Below are 15,708 nucleotides of genomic sequence, written 5' to 3' on the forward strand. Positions count from 1 at the left end.
TTCACCCGCCTCCGGAACCGGAGGCCGCTTCGATGCTGTCCGCGGCCTCCACCCGGAGGCGCTCCTCCGGGGTGAACGAGTCGAACAAGAGCCGCTGCACCGCGGCCTGACGCCGGGCAGGGTCCGGTTCGCTCTGGCCCAGCGCCGCGCGCTTCGCGCGGAAGTCCGCCAGCCGCTGCTTCCACTGCGCACGCTCCGCGTCCAGCGCCTCCAACCGCTCGGTGGCCTCCGGCCCCACGGTGGACAGCCGGTGCTGGTGCAGGTCCTCCGCCGTCGCGCCCCCCGCCAGCAGCTCCTGCTCCACGGCCTGCTGCCGCAGCGGGCGCACGGCCTCCTCGCGGCTGGCGCGCACGTCCGGAGGCAGCCGCTCCTCCAGGGCCGCCATGCGCTGCTCGCGCTCCTCCCTCGTCAGCGACGCGTCCTGCATCAGCTTCAGCCGCTCCACGGCGACCGCGTCCACCGCCTCCTCCTGCCCGAAGAGGCCGTCGGCCGCGCCGCCCAGGTGCTCCCGGCGCAGCTTGCGCAGGGACTCCAGGCGCTCGGCGGTATCCATCGTGGCCGCGGAGCCCTTTGACGCCAGCCCCCGCGCCCCCTCCAGATAGGCCAGGTAGTCATCCAGCACCTGCACCGCTTCGTCCATGGCGGCGGCAGGCAGCTTCTTCGCCCGCAGCGCAGTGAGGATGCGCTCGCGGATGAGCGACGCGGGCTCCTCGCCCGTGGCGGACAGGTAGTAGTTGAAGAACCGGCGCAGGTCCGCGTTCGGCACCAAGTGCCCGGACGCGTCCACCAGCACCGCGCCATCCTCCTCCGTGTCCTTCAGCGAACCGGGCAGCGGCGGCAGCGGCGAGCCAGCCTGCGGAGCCGGGCTCGGCGTCGCGGCGGCACCGGGAACAGCGGAAGGCGTCCCCAGCGGCTTCGGCCCCTGGGCGACTTGAACGGCGGACGGCGGGACAGCGGGTCCGGGCGCATCCTCCGCCCGGACCTTCCACCACGAGAAGACACCGGCCCCCAGGAGGGCGCACAGCGCGACCACGAGAATGACGGCGCGGCTCTTCATGGCGGGGCGCTCCTGGAGCGGATTACAGGCCCGCGGTCTTCAGGCGGTTCGCCTGGGTGCGGAACACGGACTTCGGGTCGGTGAAGAACGCGGTGAGGCCCAGCACCTGGTTCACTTCGTCCAGGTGATTCATGTCGTAGTTGTCACGGATGACCGTGCCGAAGCGCGAGCTGCAGCGGCCCACGAGGCCGTCGTTGGCCTCGCTGTAGAAGAAGGACGACAGCTTCATCGCGTAGTCGGACGCGTCGAAGACGTTGGTGAAGGGATCCGTGCCGGACCAGGAGTAGTAGCGCTGCCCCTGCGTGCCCGTCGCCGCGCCAGTGCCGCACGAGGTGGTGGGCAGACCCGCCGGGAACTTCGCGTTGTACGTGGCCGCGCCCGAAGCGGACAGCGCAGACAGCGCGCCAATCGCGTCCTGCGGCTGCGTCTTGCCGGACAGCAGGCCCAGCACCATGCCCAGGTTGTTCGCGAAGTACGACAGCACGCTCTCCGTGAACGAACCGCCCTTGATGTTCGAGCGCAGGTAGGTGGCCAGGTCCGCGCCCTTGTGCGGAGAGCCCACCGTCGTCACGGACGCCACCAGGTCCGGCCGCACCGCCGCCACGTAGCGCACGTCCAGGCCGCCGTGGCTGTGGCCAATCAGGTTCACCTTCTTCGCGCCCGAACGCGCGAGCACGTCCTGCACCTGCGCCAGCAGCGCCTCGCCGCGCGCCTCGCTCGTGTTGAACTGCGGAACGTGCGTGATGTAGACCTTCGCGCCGCCCGACTTCAGCGTCGACTCGATGCCGTAGAAGTAGTCGAGCACCCCGAACAGCGAATCAAAACCCGCCATGCCGTGCGCCAGCACGATGGGGTACTTCGTCTGCGTGTACGTATCCGCGCGGGCGGGCTGCGCCCAGAGGGCAAGAACCGCGACAGTCAGAACGAGGGTCCGGACGGCGTTTCGCATACAGGCTCCTGATTGGGGAGGGCGGATCATCGAAGGGATTGACCCGCGAATCAGCCCATAAAGCGAGACACTGATAAAAATCAAGCCAACCTCAGAATTAACCGAAAAGCATGTCAGCTCCGGGTCAAGACAGACGCATGCGTTTGCGGCCCTTCCCTCTGCGACCCGTTGCGTCATGAAAAGTGGCAGCATGCGGGCCCTTCCCGAGGAGCACTCGCTTGGACACCGCCGCCTATCAGGCCTTCACCACGGAATTGACGCGCAGGGCTGACGCGGACGGCCGGTTCCGCGGGCTCGTGGCGCTGGGCTCGATGGCGGCGCGCGACTACGCGCCGGATGACTTCAGCGACCATGACTTCTTCGTCGTCGCCTGGCCCGGACACGCTGAAACATTGAGACAGGAGCGCGGCTGGCTGCCCCGCGCGGAGGACGTGGCGCTGGCGTTCCGCGAGACGGCGCATGGCCTCAAGGTCGTGTACCGCGACGGGCACCTGCTGGAGTTCGCGGTGTTCGACCTGGAGGAGCTGTCGTTCGCGCGCGTCAACCGCTACCGCGTGCTGCTGGACAAGGGCGGCGTGACGGAGCGCATGAACGAGCGCGCGCGGGACACGGCGGTGGAGCTCCAGCGCACGGCCCCGGACGACGCGTGGCTGTTCGGGCAGTGGCTCACGCAGGTGCTGGTGGGCGTGGGGCGCCACGCGCGCGGCGAAGGGCTCAGCGGACGCTCACGGCTCCACGAAGCGGTGCGCCTGTTCTGCCTGCTGCTCGCGCGCCATGTCCCCGCCCCTGCTGCTTCGCTGCTGGACGGGTTGGATCCGGTGCGGCGCGTGGAGCGCGTGTATCCGGAGACCGGCGGTGAGCTGGCGCGAGCCATGGAGGGCGATACGCCCGGCCTCGCGCGCACGCTCCTGCGACTGGCCGAGCGCGAGCTGTCCCACGTGCCCGCGTACCCGCGCGACGGAGTGGCCGCCGTGCGGGCGCGAATCGAAGCGGCGCACCGGTAGGCGCGCGGCACCTCAGGCGCGGGCGGAGTCCGGTTCCCGGGCGTTGTGCGCGATGACGAGCACCCGCTCGGGATTCGGCTGCCGGCGCGCCCAGTCCAGGAGCGCGGTGAAGGCATCCGGCGCGGGGGCGGCCGTGGCCAGGAGCATGCGCGGCTGGTGTTCGAAGAACAGGTCCTCCGCGCCCAGGTTCTGGGCCCCCCACGTGCGCCAGCCGGGCATCGAATTGCCGGGCGCGGGCTGCAGGCCGGTGACGGTGAAGCCACCGGCCATGAAGACGCGCGTCAGGCCCACCAGCGTCGCGCCCGTGCCGAAGCCACACACCACGTGCCGCACCGTGGGGAAGCGCTCGCGCACCTGCGCGCGCAGCCCCGACGCCCAGGCCTCCACGCACGCCACCAGCGCCCGGTTGGTGAGCTGCCGGGGCCAGGACCAGCCCTCGCGCTCCAGGGACTGGGCCTGGTGGAACATGTCCGCCATCGAGTCCACCTGCCGCACCTGCCCCTGGAAGCCGTGGGCGCGCAGGTACGTCGCGCCCGCCGCGTCCGTCAGCGCCACCGTGGGCAGGCCCCGCTCGCGGCCCAGGAGGTCCAGCGCCAGCGCGCTCGACGCGCCGGACAGCTCCACCAGCCCGCGCGAGCCCGGCGGCATCGCGGCCAGGTAGCGCGCGAAGGTGAGGTACTTGAGGCTGCCGGACGGCTGCGCCCCGCCCCACAACACCACCGGACCGCTCGCTCGCGGACGCGACAGGGAAAACACTCCACGCATGGCCGCCCCCTGGCGCGCACCTGCATTCCGCGCCCGACACGCGCCGGAGTCTTCCGGAGGGGGCCCCTCCACGGCCATTGCCCCCGGGACGGGGCGGATGTCCTGCGCGGGACGGCGCAAGTCCCTGCAAGCACGTGGCGGGCGGTTATGCTCCGGGCCCATGTCTCAAGCCCCGCGCGTCCGCATCCTGCTGTCGGAGACGTACAACCCCTGGTTCAACCTCGCGACCGAGGACTGGATCTTCCGCGAGCTGGATCCCTCCACCCAGACGCTCTTCCTCTGGCGCAACGACAACACGGTCGTCATCGGCCGCAACCAGAACCCGTGGTCCGAGTGCAACCTCTCCCGCATGGAGGAGGACCAGGTCTTCCTCGCGCGGCGCACCAGCGGCGGCGGCGCGGTGTTCCACGACCTGGGCAACACCTGCTTCACGTTCCTGTCCGCGAAGGAGGGCTACAACAAGACGGCGAACGTCACCATCCTGCTGGACGCGCTGTCGCGGCTGGGCGTGACGGCGCAGGCGTCCGGGCGCAACGACCTGGTGATTCCGCTGGAGGACGGCCCCCGGAAGATCAGCGGCAGCGCGTACCGCGAGACGAAGGACCGCGCCTTCCACCACGGCACGTTCCTCATCCACGCCAACCTGTCGCGGCTGGCCAACTACCTCACGCCGCACCCGAAGAAGCTGGAGTCCAAGGGCAGCGCGTCGGTGCGCTCGCGCGTGATGAACATCCGCGACCTCCAGCCGGAGGCCTCCCATGAGTCGCTGGTGAAGGCGATGATTGGCGCCTTCTGCGACTTCCACGGCGCCACCGCGGAGCCGGAGCTCCTGGAGCCCTCGTTCCTGGAGGGCCAGCCGTCGCTCAAGCGCACCTTCGATCACTACGCGTCATGGGACTGGCGCTTCGGCAACGCGCCCCGCTTCAGCCACCAGATGGTGGAGTACCTGTCGTGGGGCTTCTTCGAGGTCCACGTCGACGCGGAGAACGGACACGTCACCCGCGCGCAGGTCTTCTCGGATGCGCTCTACCCGGACCTCGTGCAGGACCTGCAGACGGCAATCACCGGCAAGCCGCACAGCCGCGACGGGATGCAGCAGGCCGTCGCCGAGGTCCGCGCCCGTCACCCCTCGCAGGAGCGCGAGCTGGGAGAGCTGGGGACGTGGCTGATGGGCCAGGTCGAGGTCTGACCCGGCCCATCCGCCGTCACTTCACTCAGCGATGGCCACCACCGCCGTGGCCACCGCCGGAGTTGCCACCCCAGCCGCCGCCATTGCCACCGCCGCGGCTGGAACCGTGAGACGCACCGCCGCTGGAGCCGCGCGAGGAGGAGCCACCGCCGCGGCCGGAGCTGCCGCCACCCCAACCGCCGCTGTTGCTGCTGGAGGACCCGCCGCCGGTCTGCTGGACGCGGCCGGAGCTGCCGCCGCCCCAACCGCTGCCGTTGCTGGACGAGGAGCGTCCCCCGCCACCCGACGACGGACGCCCGGGGCTGGAGCCGCCACCCGACGACGGACGCCCGGGGCTGGAGCCGCCATTCCAACCGCTGTTGCCGCCGCTGGACGGGTGCCCGCCGCCGCTCGTGCCGCGCCCACCGGGAGGCGGGCCGCGCGTGCCACCCCAGCCGCCGCTGTTGCCGCCGTTGCCGTTGTTCGACGAGTGGACGCCGCTGCCCTGCGGACGGTAGGGCCCGGGACGGCTGTTGCCCCGGCCGCCGTTGGACGTGTAGCGCCCGGGCGAAGCGTCATGCATGCGCGGGCTGTTGTACCGGTACGGCCCCGGGCGCGAGTAGTGGTAGCCGCCCGGGCGGTAGCGGCTGTGCCCGTAGCCGTAGTAGCGCCACGACACGCCCGGGTACCGGTACCACGTGCGCAGGAACGGGTTCGGACGGCCGAAGGAGAACGAGATGTGCGCGTGGCGGTAGACCGGGACGACGACGCGCACCGAGCCATTCCAGCCCCAGCCACCGCCCACGAACGCCCAGGACGGGCCGCGGCGCACCCAGTGCGGCGACACGAACACCAGGCCCGGACGCGGCGGCTCCATCCACGAGCCGGAGACCCACTCGTAGCCGTTGGCGCCCCAGTACCAGTAGCCCGGCGCCCACGTGTAGCCCACGGCCGGCGCGGGGGGCGGCGACTCCACGCGCAGGGCCGGAGGCGCCTGGGTGGCCGTCACGTCCTCGCTGGCGACCTCCACGGGGATCTCCACCTCGGTGGAGCCCTCCTGGGCCCAGCCGCCGGACACCCAGCGCCAGACGTCATCGTCCTGCGCCCAGTAGCCGTTGACGTACTGGTAGCCGGGCATGCGCTCCACCCAGCCGCCGGACTTGAACTGCCAGTTGTCGCCGTCCCAGTACCAGTGCCCGGACGTCCAGACCGCGCCGGCATAGGGCCGGGGGGTCGGTGACTCGGCGGGCAGGTCGGGGGGCGGCGAGGGCGCGATGGGCCCGGAGTCATCCGCGTTGGACTGCTGGGCGTAACCGTCATCACCCCAGTCATCCGCGGCGACCGGCGAGGTCTGCGCGAACGCCCCCTGGGTCGCCAGGCCGACAATCAAACCCATCCACCATCGAGAACCCATGACTCCGTCTCCGATCTTCAGACACCCGAGGGGACGCGGGCTTCCCCCACTTTATTCACCCTGGAGGCTCCAGGCCCGCAAACCTGTCGACACTGCTACAGTCCCGCGGGACGCGAATGCTGCGCCGACTCCTCCCCACATTGCTCGCCCTGGGTTGCGGACTGCTGGCCCTCGGATGGGGGCTGGTGAGCCTCCAGCGCATCTTCACCCAGGAGCGTGAGGACGCGCGCGCCCAGGTGCGCTCGCGGCGCATTGCCCTGGAGCAGCTGGCGGCCGAGTCGCTGCGCACCGCGCTCGCGCAGATGATGAAGACCCACCTGCCGAAGCTCAACGCGGCCGTGGGCGACCCGCTGCTGCCCGCCGAGGGCTACTACCTGCTCTTCCGCGGCCACCAGTTCCTGCCGCGCGTGGACTGGCCCCGGGAGGGCGCGGACGTCCCGGCCCAGGCCAACTACACGATACTGGCGCACGCGCTGGGGGACGGTCAGGCCCCCTCGCCCTACCAGGAGCGGCTGGCCCGGCTGCGCGCGACGGAGGCCGCGCTGGCCTCCGGCAGCGAGGCGCGCAAGGACGCGGCGGTGGAGTCCCTGCTGCGCTACCACGCGGCGCACCCGCTGCCGGCGGATCAGGAGCTGCCCTTCACCCTGCTGATGGTGGAGTACCTGCAACGCGGCGAGGACACGCAGCCCCTCATCCGGGCGCTGGTGCGCGAAGGCCTTCCGGAGGAGCTGGGCGGCATGGCGCGGGACGCGGGCCTGCAGCGCAACCTGCTGCGCGCCCGGTCCCAGCTCACGCAGCCGGACTTCAACTTCCTCCAGGCGCGCATCGTGGCGCTGAGCCGCACCCTGTCGGAGCCGTCCGAAGCCTTCGTGGCGCGCGTGCAGGAGGCCGGCGCGGGCGCCCTGGTGCTGCCGGAGCCGCTGGACGGCCCCACGCTGCTCGCGGAGCAATGGTACGTGGAGCCCGCGGCCGAGCAGGTGCACGGGCTGGCCGTGGACATGGGCGCGCTGCTGTCGGACCTGACGCAGGAGCTGCGCGGGCGCAACCTCATCCCCCGGGATGGCCAGGTGCGGCTGGGGCCCGGCGGCGTGGCGCGGCCCCTGAAGCATCCGGGGCTGGAGGTGGCCACGCCCGGCTGGGCCGCGGCGGAGGCGGACATCGAGGCGCGGTACGGCCTGAAGACGCTGCTCGTCGCGGCATGCGGCGCGCTCGCGTCGGCCATCGCGGCGCTGGCGGTGGTGGCCCAGCAGCGCAAGTACCGCTTCGTGGAGCTCAAGAGCGACTTCGTCTCCACCGTGTCCCACGAACTGCGCACGCCGCTCGCGTCCATCCGCTTGTTGGGGGAGACGCTGGAGCGCCGGCTGGGCAAGAGTCCGGAGGCGGGGGACTACCCCACCCGCATCGTGCGCGCGGCGGAGGGGCTGCACTTCCTGGTGGAGAACATCCTGTCCTTCAACCGCATCGACAAGGGGCGATGGGCGCTCAGGCCCGCGCGCGTGCGGCTGGAGGAGGCGGTGGGCAACCTGCGCGACGACCTGATGGACGCCGTCACCGTGCCGGTGGAGCTGAGCTCGGACGTGGGGGACGTGGAGCTGGACGCGGACGCGTCGCTCGTGCGGATGCTCTTCGCCAACCTGGGCCGCAACGCCTGTCTCTACAACCTGCGAAGCCCGGTGGTCCTTACGGTGCGCGCCTATCCGCAGCCGGGCTTTGGCGCCACGGTGCTCTTCAGCGACAACGGGGTGGGCATTCCCCCGGAGGAATGGGAGCGCGTGTTCCAGGACTTCTACCGTCTGACAACGCCCGGGCCGGAAGTGCATGGAAGTGGCCTGGGGCTGGCGCTGTGCCGCAGAATCATGGGCCTGCACCAGGGCAGCATCCAGGTGGCCTCCTCCGGTCCCGAAGGCACGACCTTCGCCCTGACCTTTCCCGAGACGCGCCGATGACGACGCAGACGCCAGGCTCCACCACCCGCCCCACCATCCTCATCGTCGAGGACGACGCCAACCTGCGCATGGGCCTGCGCGACAACCTGCGCGACGAAGGCTACGACGTGACGGACGCCCCGTCCGCGAAGGACGCCGCGCCGCACCTGGAGTCGCGGGTGTTCGACCTGCTCATCCTGGACGTGATGCTGCCGGGCGAGGACGGCTACAGCTTCTGCCGCCGCCTGCGCGCGGAGGGCGTGAAGAGCATGGTGCTGATGCTCACCGCGCGCTCGCTGGAGGACGACCTGGTGCGCGGCTTCGAGGCCGGCGCGCAGGACTACCTCACCAAGCCCTACCGGCTGCGAGAGCTGCTCGCGCGTGTGCAGGCGCTGGTGCGCCGCGCGGGCACGGCGCCGCCGCAGGTGGTGACCTTTGGCGCCTTCACGCTGGACCTGGGCCGCCGCGCGGTGCTGCGGGCGGACGGCAGTGAAGTGGACCTGACGCGCACGGAGTTCGACCTGCTGGCGTTCCTCTTGCGCCACCGCGACCGCGCCCTGCCCCGGGGCGAAATCCTGGACGCGGTGTGGGGCCGCGACGTCGTGGTGGATCCGCGCACGGTGGACAACTTCGTGTCGAACCTGAAGAAGAAGCTCGGGTGGACGAGCACGTCCGGCTTCACCATCCACACGCTGCGCGGCGTGGGCTACCGCATGGAGGTCCTGGGCGGCGGCCCGTCATGACGCAACCATGACCAACACATGGAGCCCCGTCGGCCTTTCGACTGGCGGGACTTCGTACCTTGCATCTTGTGGGGACGGGACGCCTGGAGCGTCCGCCCCGAACAGGAGGCGGGTCAGATGTTTGAGTCGGTCATCGAACGGCGGGGAGTGCGCTCGGGACGGTTCGGCACGGGCGCGTGGGTGTCCATCGGAGTGCACGCGGGGCTCCTGGGCCTGGTGTTCTTCATCTCCGGCCGCGCGCCCGAGATCGTCGAGAAGCCGCTCGGGGACCTCGTCTTCCGTCCGCCTACCATCCAGCTGGGGACGAAGCAGGCCGTGCAGCCGAAGCCGGCCACGACGACCGCACCGAAGCCGAAGCCCAAGCCGCGCACGGACCGCATCCCGCTGAACCCGAAGCCGCTGCCCGCGGATCCGCCGGAGGCGACGCCGGATCCGGAGCCGACGACCATCGCGGACGCGGCGGCCACCACCGACGCGACGGGCACGGGCGAGACCGGTCCGGTGGGTGACCCGAACGGGGATCCGAACAGCACCAGCCCCATCGGCGCGCTCGCCGTGGCGAGCCTCGTGCCGACCGCGCCCACGGGCACGGACGTGCTGCCCTTCCAGGGTGGGATGACGCCCCCGAAGATGCTGAGTGGTTCGCAGTTCAGCTACACGCTCGATGCGCAGCGCGCGGGCGTGGAGGGGATGATCATCGCGAAGTGCGTCATCACCACGGAGGGCCGGGTGCGCGACTGCCGCATCATCAAGGGCCTGCCGTTCATGAATGACGCGGTGTTGGAGTCCCTCTACTCGCGGACGTATCAGCCTCTGACCTTCCAGGGCCGTCCGGTGAACGTGTCGTACACGTTCAACATCAGGCTGAAGATGCCCCGGTAGCAGGGGCGGGTGTCCGCCAGTGGAAGCGGCTGGCCGCCTGTCTCCCCCTCGAGTGGGGAAAAGAATCGCGGCGGGAGTGCGGGCCCGTTAGGAGACTCCCGTCGCGCCTGGCCATGTGCGCGATACCGGCACCGGAAGGAGCGGGTCTCCCCCGGCCCGCTTCCGGTGCCGGTCCTTTCACTCGAGCCATGGCGGACACCTGGTACGACGCGGTGGTGGTGGGTGCGGGCTTCGGGGGCCTGGGTACGGCGCTGGAGTTGTGCCGCCGGGGCGCCCGGGTGGCGCTGTGCGAAGGGCTCAACTACCCGGGCGGCTGCGCGAGCACCTTCCGGCGTGGTGGCTACGGCTTCGAATCCGACGCCACGCTGTTCTCCGGCTTCGGTGAGCATCAGATCTTCGGCCGGTGGATCCGCGAGCATGCGCTGGACGTGACGGTGGACTGGTTGGATCCCCTGGTGGAGCTGCGAACCCCGGGGATGCGGTTGCCGGTGCACCGCGACCGGGACCGGCTCATCGCGGAACTCTGTGCGCTGCCTGGAGCGCCCGTGCGAGGCGTGCGGCGCTTCTTCGAGTTGCAGGGACAGGTGGCCGGTGCGCTGTGGCCGCTGTTCGATGACCCGGAGCTGTTGCCGCCGTTGAACCTGAAGACGCTGATGCGGCACGCGGGGCGCGCGTGGTCGTACGCGCCGCTGGCGCGGTGGCTGGGCCGCCCGCTGGGCGCGGTGCTCGCGCATCACGGGCTGGAGGGCTTCACGCCGCTGCGCACGTACCTGGATGCGCTCTGTCAAATCACCGTGCAGTGCCCCGCGGCGGAGGCGGAGGCGCCGTTCGCGTTCGCGGCGATGGACTACTACTGGCGCGGCACGGGCCATGTCCGGGGCGGCATCGGCCGGCTGGCGACGGCGCTGACGAAGGCCATTTCGGCCCGGGGCGGTGACGTGTTCATGGCGAACCGGGTGCGCGCGGTGACTCCGGTGGATGGGGGCTGGCGGGTGACGGCGCGCAGGGGTGAGCTGCTCGCCCGGCATGTGGTGGCCAACGTATTGCCTCAAGGGCTGCGCACGCTGCTGGAGGTTCCGGTGGGGCGGATGCCCCGGGTGGATGCGCTCGCGGAGCGCGTGGACGACGGCTGGGGCGCGGCGATGCTCTATCTCGTGGTGCGGCCTCCCGAAGGTGACTCCGCCAGCGCGCATCACTTCGAACTGGTGCGCGATGAGCAGGCACCGTTCATCGAAGGCAACCACCTCTTCGCCTCAGTAAGCGGAGCGTCGGACGAAGGACGGGCGCGGCCGGGACAGCGCACGGTGACGGTGTCCACGCACGTGTCGTTGAAGAAGCTCGTGGGCATGACGCCGGAGGAACAGGCGCCTTGGTTCGCCGGGCTCCATGCGCGCATGCGCGAGAACCTGGACGCGCTGCTCCCGGAGTGGATGGCCAACGTCGTGCACGTCATGACGGCGTCGCCGCGCACGTTCCAGCGCTTCACGTTGCGAGAGGCCGGCGCGGTGGGCGGCGTTCCCCGGCGCGCGGGGCTGGACAATTACCGCATCCTGGGACCGTTCCAGGCGCAGCGTGGCTTGTGGCTCGTGGGGGACTCCGTGTTCCCGGGGCAGAGCACGCTGGCCACCGCGGTGGGTGGCGTGCGCACCGCGGCAAGCATCGCCGCGGTGCGCTGAAGCATTGTCTGACGTAAACCGCGTATGGTTTGTGCCCCCTCACGGAGGACACATGCGCACGTTTCTGATGGGCGGTCTGTTGGCGATGGCGGTGGGCTGTGGCGGTCCCATGGAGCAGGAGTCCGAGCCGAACCTGGCCACGCAGGAGGCGCCGCTGCCGGACTGTTCCAACGAGCCGAACGCGAACCTGTACCGGTACTACAGCGACGCCGCGCACACCCAGCTCATTGGTGAGTATGGGTGCTATTGCGGAGGGCTCTACTACTGGGGCGGCCGGTCAGTCTACTCGGAGTACATCCAGGAGTGCTGAGCCGTTGAATGCAGACAGCATCGGCTGCTAGGCCACCCCCGACACCACGGGGGCGGTGGAAGTCCGCGTCTCCGCGAGGATCCGCGCTGACTCCACGGCGGCGTCCTCCGGCCGGATGCTGGTGTCCGAGATTCCGGCGATGAGCCGGGTGCGGTCGTGGTCCACCGCGCCCGGCTTCGCCCAGGTGTCCGCGTCCGGCACGGTGAGGTACGCGGAGAAGGCGTGGTGCCCGGAGCCGGGGCGTTCGCCAATCACATGCACCAGGGCGCGCGGACGCAGGTCCCCTTCCGCGCCGAACAGCAGGTGGCCCACCTGGTAGCCCGCGCGCACCCGGCCGTGCTTCACCACCAGCACCTCCGGCGCCACCCTCCAGCCCGTCGCCTCCAGCTCCGCGCGAAGCCGCGCCAGGAACGGCGTCAGGTGGCCCTCGTCCATCAGCGACCGCGGATCCAGCCCGTCCGACACGACCACCTGCGCGTCGTACCGGCCCGCGTGCCGCTCCCGCAGCGCGCGCACCGTCGCCTCCGAGGACTCGTCCAGCGACTCGCCAGACGGCGGGTGCAGGATGTAGTCGCGCCGGTCCTCGGAGCGCGTCCGCAGCCGCACCGCGCCCGGCAGGGCCTCCACCGCCGCGTCGGACAGCTCCGACCACAGCCCTACCTTGCCGTCGTCGTAGAGGCCGCGCACCTCCCGCTCCAGCGAGGGCTCCAGCGTCCAGGGCGCCTCGCCATGCCCCACCGCCAGCGGCACGCCCCGGGCACGCACCTCCGCCATCTTCGCCTCCGCCTCCACGCGCAGCTCCGCCTCCGTCCGCGTGTCGCCCTTGTGGCGGCGGTAGTGCACGTAGACGTGGGCCGGGTCGCCGAAGTGCTTCGTGGGCCGGCCGTCCGCGTCGATGACACCCAGGCGCTGGAAGAACGCCCACATCCGGTCATCCACCTTCAGGCCGTACCGCTCGCGCAGCCGCACGTGGTCCTGGAAGGACGTGGTGAGGTAGCTGAGCATCGGATCATTCCGAGTGGGCAGCGCCATCAGGTACGCGGGCCCGGCCTCCGCGAGCTGCTCCTGGCACCAGCCCAGGTCATCCAGCGTGACGTCCATGTGCAGCGTGGAGCACACGTCCAGGCCCAGCGTGAGGCCGTGCAGCTTGCCCATCACGATGTCTTCCAGGCAGCAGCGCACCAGCTGCTCGCGCGTGCGGAACACCTCCGGGCCAATGAAGCCCGCCACGTCGTTGACGTGCACCCACGGCGCCGCGTCCCGCCCCGCGCCCACCTGCGCCAGGGCCACGCGGCGCTTGAGCGCTCGCGCGAAGCCGTACTTGCGCGACTCGTGGATGAGCATGTCCGTGCCGTGGTGGTGCCCGTTCGTCGCGTCCGCGCCCTGCCCCGTCTCGAAGTACAGGCCCCAGCGCCCGGTGCGCGCCGCCGCGTGCGCCACCATCTTCTCCAGCGTCACGTCGAAGGTGCGGTTGGCCGCTTCGTTCCCACCCAGGCTCTGGAACCAGATGCCCGTGGTGCCCGGCCGCATCGCCTCCACCTGCGCCTGCACGTCGATGTGCGCGAGCACGCAGTGGGGTATCACCTCCTCCAACCCGAACGTCACCAGCACGTCGTGCAGCGCGGACTCCACCGCGGCCACCGACGTGACGTCCGACGACACCGGGTTGGTCCCCAGCACCACGTCGCCCACCGCGAAGGACCACCCGTTGAACACCTGCCAGCGGATCTCCTCGGGATGATCCGTGGGTGAGTTGGGCTGAAGCCGAGCGCCCAGGTAGCCCTTCGCGCCCACTCGGCTGCCCGGCAACGGATGGAAGATGCGCCCACCGACTGTCTTCAGCTCCGCGTCGCTCATCAACTTCACGACGCACGCGATGACGTCACTGGGCAGCCCGTCCAGTGCGTCATGCACCTGGGGCTCCGGCGCGGTGAGCAGGAAGCCCTTGAGCCGGCCCAGCGTCCAATCCGCCACGCGCTTCCAGCGCGCCGCGTCCCACGCCTCCAGGTTGAAGACATACAGCCGGTCCTCGAACGGAGGATGCGCGTGCAGGTCGTCCAGCCGCGTGCGAGACAACAGGGTCCGCGCGTTGCGCCGCGACTCCTCGTCCGCCGCCGCGACGCCAATGGCCTCGTCGCCTTCCTTGAACGCATTCGCCGCGCCCAACACCTGCTGATACAGCCGCGCATCGAAGCCGCCGCGCAGGCGCTGCACGTAGTCCAACACGTCTTCGTGGGGGAGGACGTCGGGGATGCGGACGTTCATGGGGCGTGAGCTTTAACCGGCGGCCCCGCCGCGCCACCATCCCCCCAAGGCCTTGTCACCTGCGTGACGCCTGGACGGCTGCCCCCTCACGATGCTTGGTGTTGCAATCGTCAGGCTGTCACCGAGGCTCAGCCGCCGTCACGACCTGGCGTGCATCCCGGAGGAGGGCTCCAGGTGCGCAGGGCCATCACGCGCGCGTCCTGCTCATGCCCCACGCCTTCCGGCGCATCCACGTCGCTGACGCCAGGTTCGCGAGTGTGGTCAAGCAGCGCGACGGGCGGCGGCACCGCCGGGCATCCCTCCTGGAACGTTGCTTCTGTCTCCTCCAGGAGGACGTTGATGTGGTCCTCCCCCAGCTCATAGGTCATGGGGAACGTGAACTCGCCGGACCAGGGTTCCTCGTTCGCGGGCGGAAGCCAGGTCCATCCCAGGAGCGTCTGCCCTGAGTTCCAAGCACCAGCTCCGGACAAGCCGCCTCTTCCTCGATCATCGTTCTTCGCGGGCCACTCGATCGGGATTCCCTTCGGCACCGGGACGCGCAGGGCCGCCATTTGCACGCCGTCCCGCACCTCCGGCTCCATCAGCATCATCCACGTCAGCTCACGCAGGCGCTCCGGCGCCACCCGTCCCACGGTCACCTGGGCCTTGCGCGCGGCATCCGTCTCCGCCGTGTCCACGTTGCCTCGGTATGCAATGCGCAACTTGGAGCAACTGCTCGAGCGATACGTGGTGCCTGTCGCCAGGTGGAACGCATCGACCTGGTCGCAGAACGTGTAGTGCCCCCGCCTCCCCCGGACCACCAGCCAGCCATCCATCGGTGCGCGGATGCGTCCCAGCGGCAACGCCGATTGCAGGGGGCGCGCGCCCTCGCTGTCCCCCATGCACTCGCGCCACGCCTTGTAGCGTCCACGCAAGGGACGCTTCCGGGCGACCGCCGCACAGTCCGGGCGAGGAGCGGCACGGTCACCAGAATCCCTGTAGCGCCGGTTCCGTGGCAGGAGGGCGGTCTGCTCCGCCCTGACGCGCCAGGCCTCCGTCTCCGCGCCGCACGTCCCGGCCTTCGTGGGGCACAGCAGGGGCGCCAGCCGGTGCTTCGGTGAGGTCTCACGAGACAGCACGTCGCGCAGATCCGGCGCAATCACCACGGTGTGGGCGCCGGGACGGCCCAGCTCCAACTGGGATGCGAAGTACGCCTTGCCCCCGTCGCGCCACCACGTCTTCAACGCGAGCGCGGGCACGCGGTGCTCCTCGTCCCACGTCAGCGGCTCCCGCGTCTCCTCTTCGCGAGCGATGCTGAAGCAGCGGTGGCCCAGCAGCAACTGAAGGCCCGTCCGCGCCTCCTCCCCTTCACCGTCCTCCAGGAGCGCCTCCATCCGCGCGTCGAACGCGGACAGCTCCTCCTGCGCCGCCTTCCAATCAGCGGAGTCCGGCGTACACGGAACGATGCGCCCCGCCTGCGAGGGCGATGCCGCCAACAGCCAACCCAGCCCGAACGACACCATGAGGGACACGGACATGCCCGCCATGGCAGCCGCTTCCAGGCTCGCCCG

Annotated in this window: 13 protein-coding genes; 7 read left to right on the forward strand and 6 right to left on the reverse strand. The window is 70.8% G+C overall.

From position 1 onward, the window contains the following. Position 1: 1 nt before the first annotated feature. Together D7X30_RS39025 and D7X30_RS39030 are read right to left on the reverse strand one after the other, a co-directional pair. The gene (locus tag D7X30_RS39025) at positions 2–1,057 is read right to left on the reverse strand and encodes a lipase secretion chaperone (RefSeq protein ID WP_120568067.1); all 1,056 of its coding nucleotides are present in this window, start codon (positions 1,055–1,057) and stop codon (positions 2–4) included. Between the two features lie 22 nt (positions 1,058–1,079). Next, positions 1,080–2,006, reverse strand: coding sequence for a triacylglycerol lipase (locus D7X30_RS39030; RefSeq protein ID WP_120568068.1), 927 nt, complete (start codon positions 2,004–2,006; stop codon positions 1,080–1,082). 218 nt (positions 2,007–2,224) lie between these two features. Here D7X30_RS39030 and D7X30_RS39035 point away from each other — a divergent pair, with 218 nt between their 5' ends. Beyond that, on the forward strand, positions 2,225–3,010 hold the full coding sequence (locus tag D7X30_RS39035) for a hypothetical protein (RefSeq protein WP_120568069.1): 786 nt from the start codon (positions 2,225–2,227) through the stop codon (positions 3,008–3,010). 12 nt (positions 3,011–3,022) lie between these two features. On the opposite strand, the gene D7X30_RS39040 is transcribed toward D7X30_RS39035, so the two are convergent. Further along, a complete protein-coding gene (locus tag D7X30_RS39040) occupies positions 3,023–3,775 on the reverse strand; it encodes a pyridoxal-phosphate dependent enzyme (RefSeq protein ID WP_120568070.1) in 753 nt (250 codons plus the stop codon). Between the two features lie 160 nt (positions 3,776–3,935). Between D7X30_RS39040 and D7X30_RS39045 the strand changes: the two genes are divergently transcribed. Further along, on the forward strand, positions 3,936–4,964 hold the full coding sequence (locus D7X30_RS39045; protein WP_120568071.1) for a lipoate--protein ligase: 1,029 nt from the start codon (positions 3,936–3,938) through the stop codon (positions 4,962–4,964). A 25-nt stretch (positions 4,965–4,989) separates the two neighbouring features. Here D7X30_RS39045 and D7X30_RS43755 read toward each other — a convergent pair whose 3' ends face one another. After that, positions 4,990–6,357, reverse strand: coding sequence for a hypothetical protein (locus D7X30_RS43755; RefSeq protein WP_233592081.1), 1,368 nt, complete (start codon positions 6,355–6,357; stop codon positions 4,990–4,992). A gap of 116 nt (positions 6,358–6,473) precedes the next feature. Here D7X30_RS43755 and D7X30_RS39055 point away from each other — a divergent pair, with 116 nt between their 5' ends. The 5 genes from D7X30_RS39055 (at position 6,474) to D7X30_RS39075 (ending at position 11,893) form a co-directional block, all read left to right on the forward strand. Beyond that, positions 6,474–8,303, forward strand: a complete 1,830-nt coding sequence (locus D7X30_RS39055; RefSeq protein WP_120568072.1) for a HAMP domain-containing sensor histidine kinase — start codon at positions 6,474–6,476, stop codon at positions 8,301–8,303. Beyond that, a complete protein-coding gene (locus D7X30_RS39060; RefSeq protein WP_120568073.1) occupies positions 8,300–9,025 on the forward strand; it encodes a response regulator transcription factor in 726 nt (241 codons plus the stop codon). The genes D7X30_RS39055 and D7X30_RS39060 overlap by 4 nt, the downstream gene beginning before the upstream one ends. A 117-nt stretch (positions 9,026–9,142) precedes the next feature. Further along, on the forward strand, positions 9,143–9,907 hold the full coding sequence (locus tag D7X30_RS39065; protein ID WP_120568074.1) for an energy transducer TonB: 765 nt from the start codon (positions 9,143–9,145) through the stop codon (positions 9,905–9,907). Positions 9,908–10,095: 188 nt separating this feature from the next. Then, positions 10,096–11,583 (forward strand): NAD(P)/FAD-dependent oxidoreductase, encoded by a 1,488-nt coding sequence (locus D7X30_RS39070; protein ID WP_120568075.1) that lies wholly within the window; start codon positions 10,096–10,098, stop codon positions 11,581–11,583. A 52-nt stretch (positions 11,584–11,635) separates the two neighbouring features. Next, on the forward strand, positions 11,636–11,893 hold the full coding sequence (locus D7X30_RS39075) for a hypothetical protein (RefSeq protein WP_120568076.1): 258 nt from the start codon (positions 11,636–11,638) through the stop codon (positions 11,891–11,893). Between the two features lie 27 nt (positions 11,894–11,920). Here the strand turns inward: D7X30_RS39075 and eutB are convergent, their stop codons facing one another. Both eutB and D7X30_RS39085 read right to left on the reverse strand, forming a co-directional pair. After that, positions 11,921–14,158: an ethanolamine ammonia-lyase subunit EutB gene (eutB, locus tag D7X30_RS39080; RefSeq protein WP_120568077.1), complete on the reverse strand. Its 2,238-nt coding sequence runs from the start codon at positions 14,156–14,158 to the stop codon at positions 11,921–11,923. Positions 14,159–14,286: 128 nt separating this feature from the next. Next, positions 14,287–15,684 (reverse strand): hypothetical protein, encoded by a 1,398-nt coding sequence (locus tag D7X30_RS39085; protein ID WP_120568078.1) that lies wholly within the window; start codon positions 15,682–15,684, stop codon positions 14,287–14,289. Between the last annotated feature and the right edge of the window lie 24 nt (positions 15,685–15,708).

Origin of the sequence: Corallococcus sp. AB011P, from assembly GCF_003611605.1 — a bacterium.
In the GTDB taxonomy this organism is placed as follows: domain Bacteria; phylum Myxococcota; class Myxococcia; order Myxococcales; family Myxococcaceae; genus Corallococcus; species Corallococcus coralloides.

Coding starts and splice junctions, on each gene's coding strand:
- D7X30_RS39085 (WP_120568078.1), bottom strand. CDS start 15,684: ATGGCGGGCATGTCCGTGTCCCTCATGGTGTCGTTCGGGCTGGGTTGG.
- D7X30_RS39065 (WP_120568074.1), top strand. CDS start 9,143: ATGTTTGAGTCGGTCATCGAACGGCGGGGAGTGCGCTCGGGACGGTTC.
- D7X30_RS43755 (WP_233592081.1), bottom strand. CDS start 6,357: ATGGGTTCTCGATGGTGGATGGGTTTGATTGTCGGCCTGGCGACCCAG.
- D7X30_RS39045 (WP_120568071.1), top strand. CDS start 3,936: ATGTCTCAAGCCCCGCGCGTCCGCATCCTGCTGTCGGAGACGTACAAC.
- D7X30_RS39060 (WP_120568073.1), top strand. CDS start 8,300: ATGACGACGCAGACGCCAGGCTCCACCACCCGCCCCACCATCCTCATC.
- D7X30_RS39040 (WP_120568070.1), bottom strand. CDS start 3,775: ATGCGTGGAGTGTTTTCCCTGTCGCGTCCGCGAGCGAGCGGTCCGGTG.
- eutB (WP_120568077.1), bottom strand. CDS start 14,158: ATGAACGTCCGCATCCCCGACGTCCTCCCCCACGAAGACGTGTTGGAC.
- D7X30_RS39055 (WP_120568072.1), top strand. CDS start 6,474: ATGCTGCGCCGACTCCTCCCCACATTGCTCGCCCTGGGTTGCGGACTG.
- D7X30_RS39025 (WP_120568067.1), bottom strand. CDS start 1,057: ATGAAGAGCCGCGCCGTCATTCTCGTGGTCGCGCTGTGCGCCCTCCTG.
- D7X30_RS39070 (WP_120568075.1), top strand. CDS start 10,096: ATGGCGGACACCTGGTACGACGCGGTGGTGGTGGGTGCGGGCTTCGGG.
- D7X30_RS39075 (WP_120568076.1), top strand. CDS start 11,636: ATGCGCACGTTTCTGATGGGCGGTCTGTTGGCGATGGCGGTGGGCTGT.
- D7X30_RS39030 (WP_120568068.1), bottom strand. CDS start 2,006: ATGCGAAACGCCGTCCGGACCCTCGTTCTGACTGTCGCGGTTCTTGCC.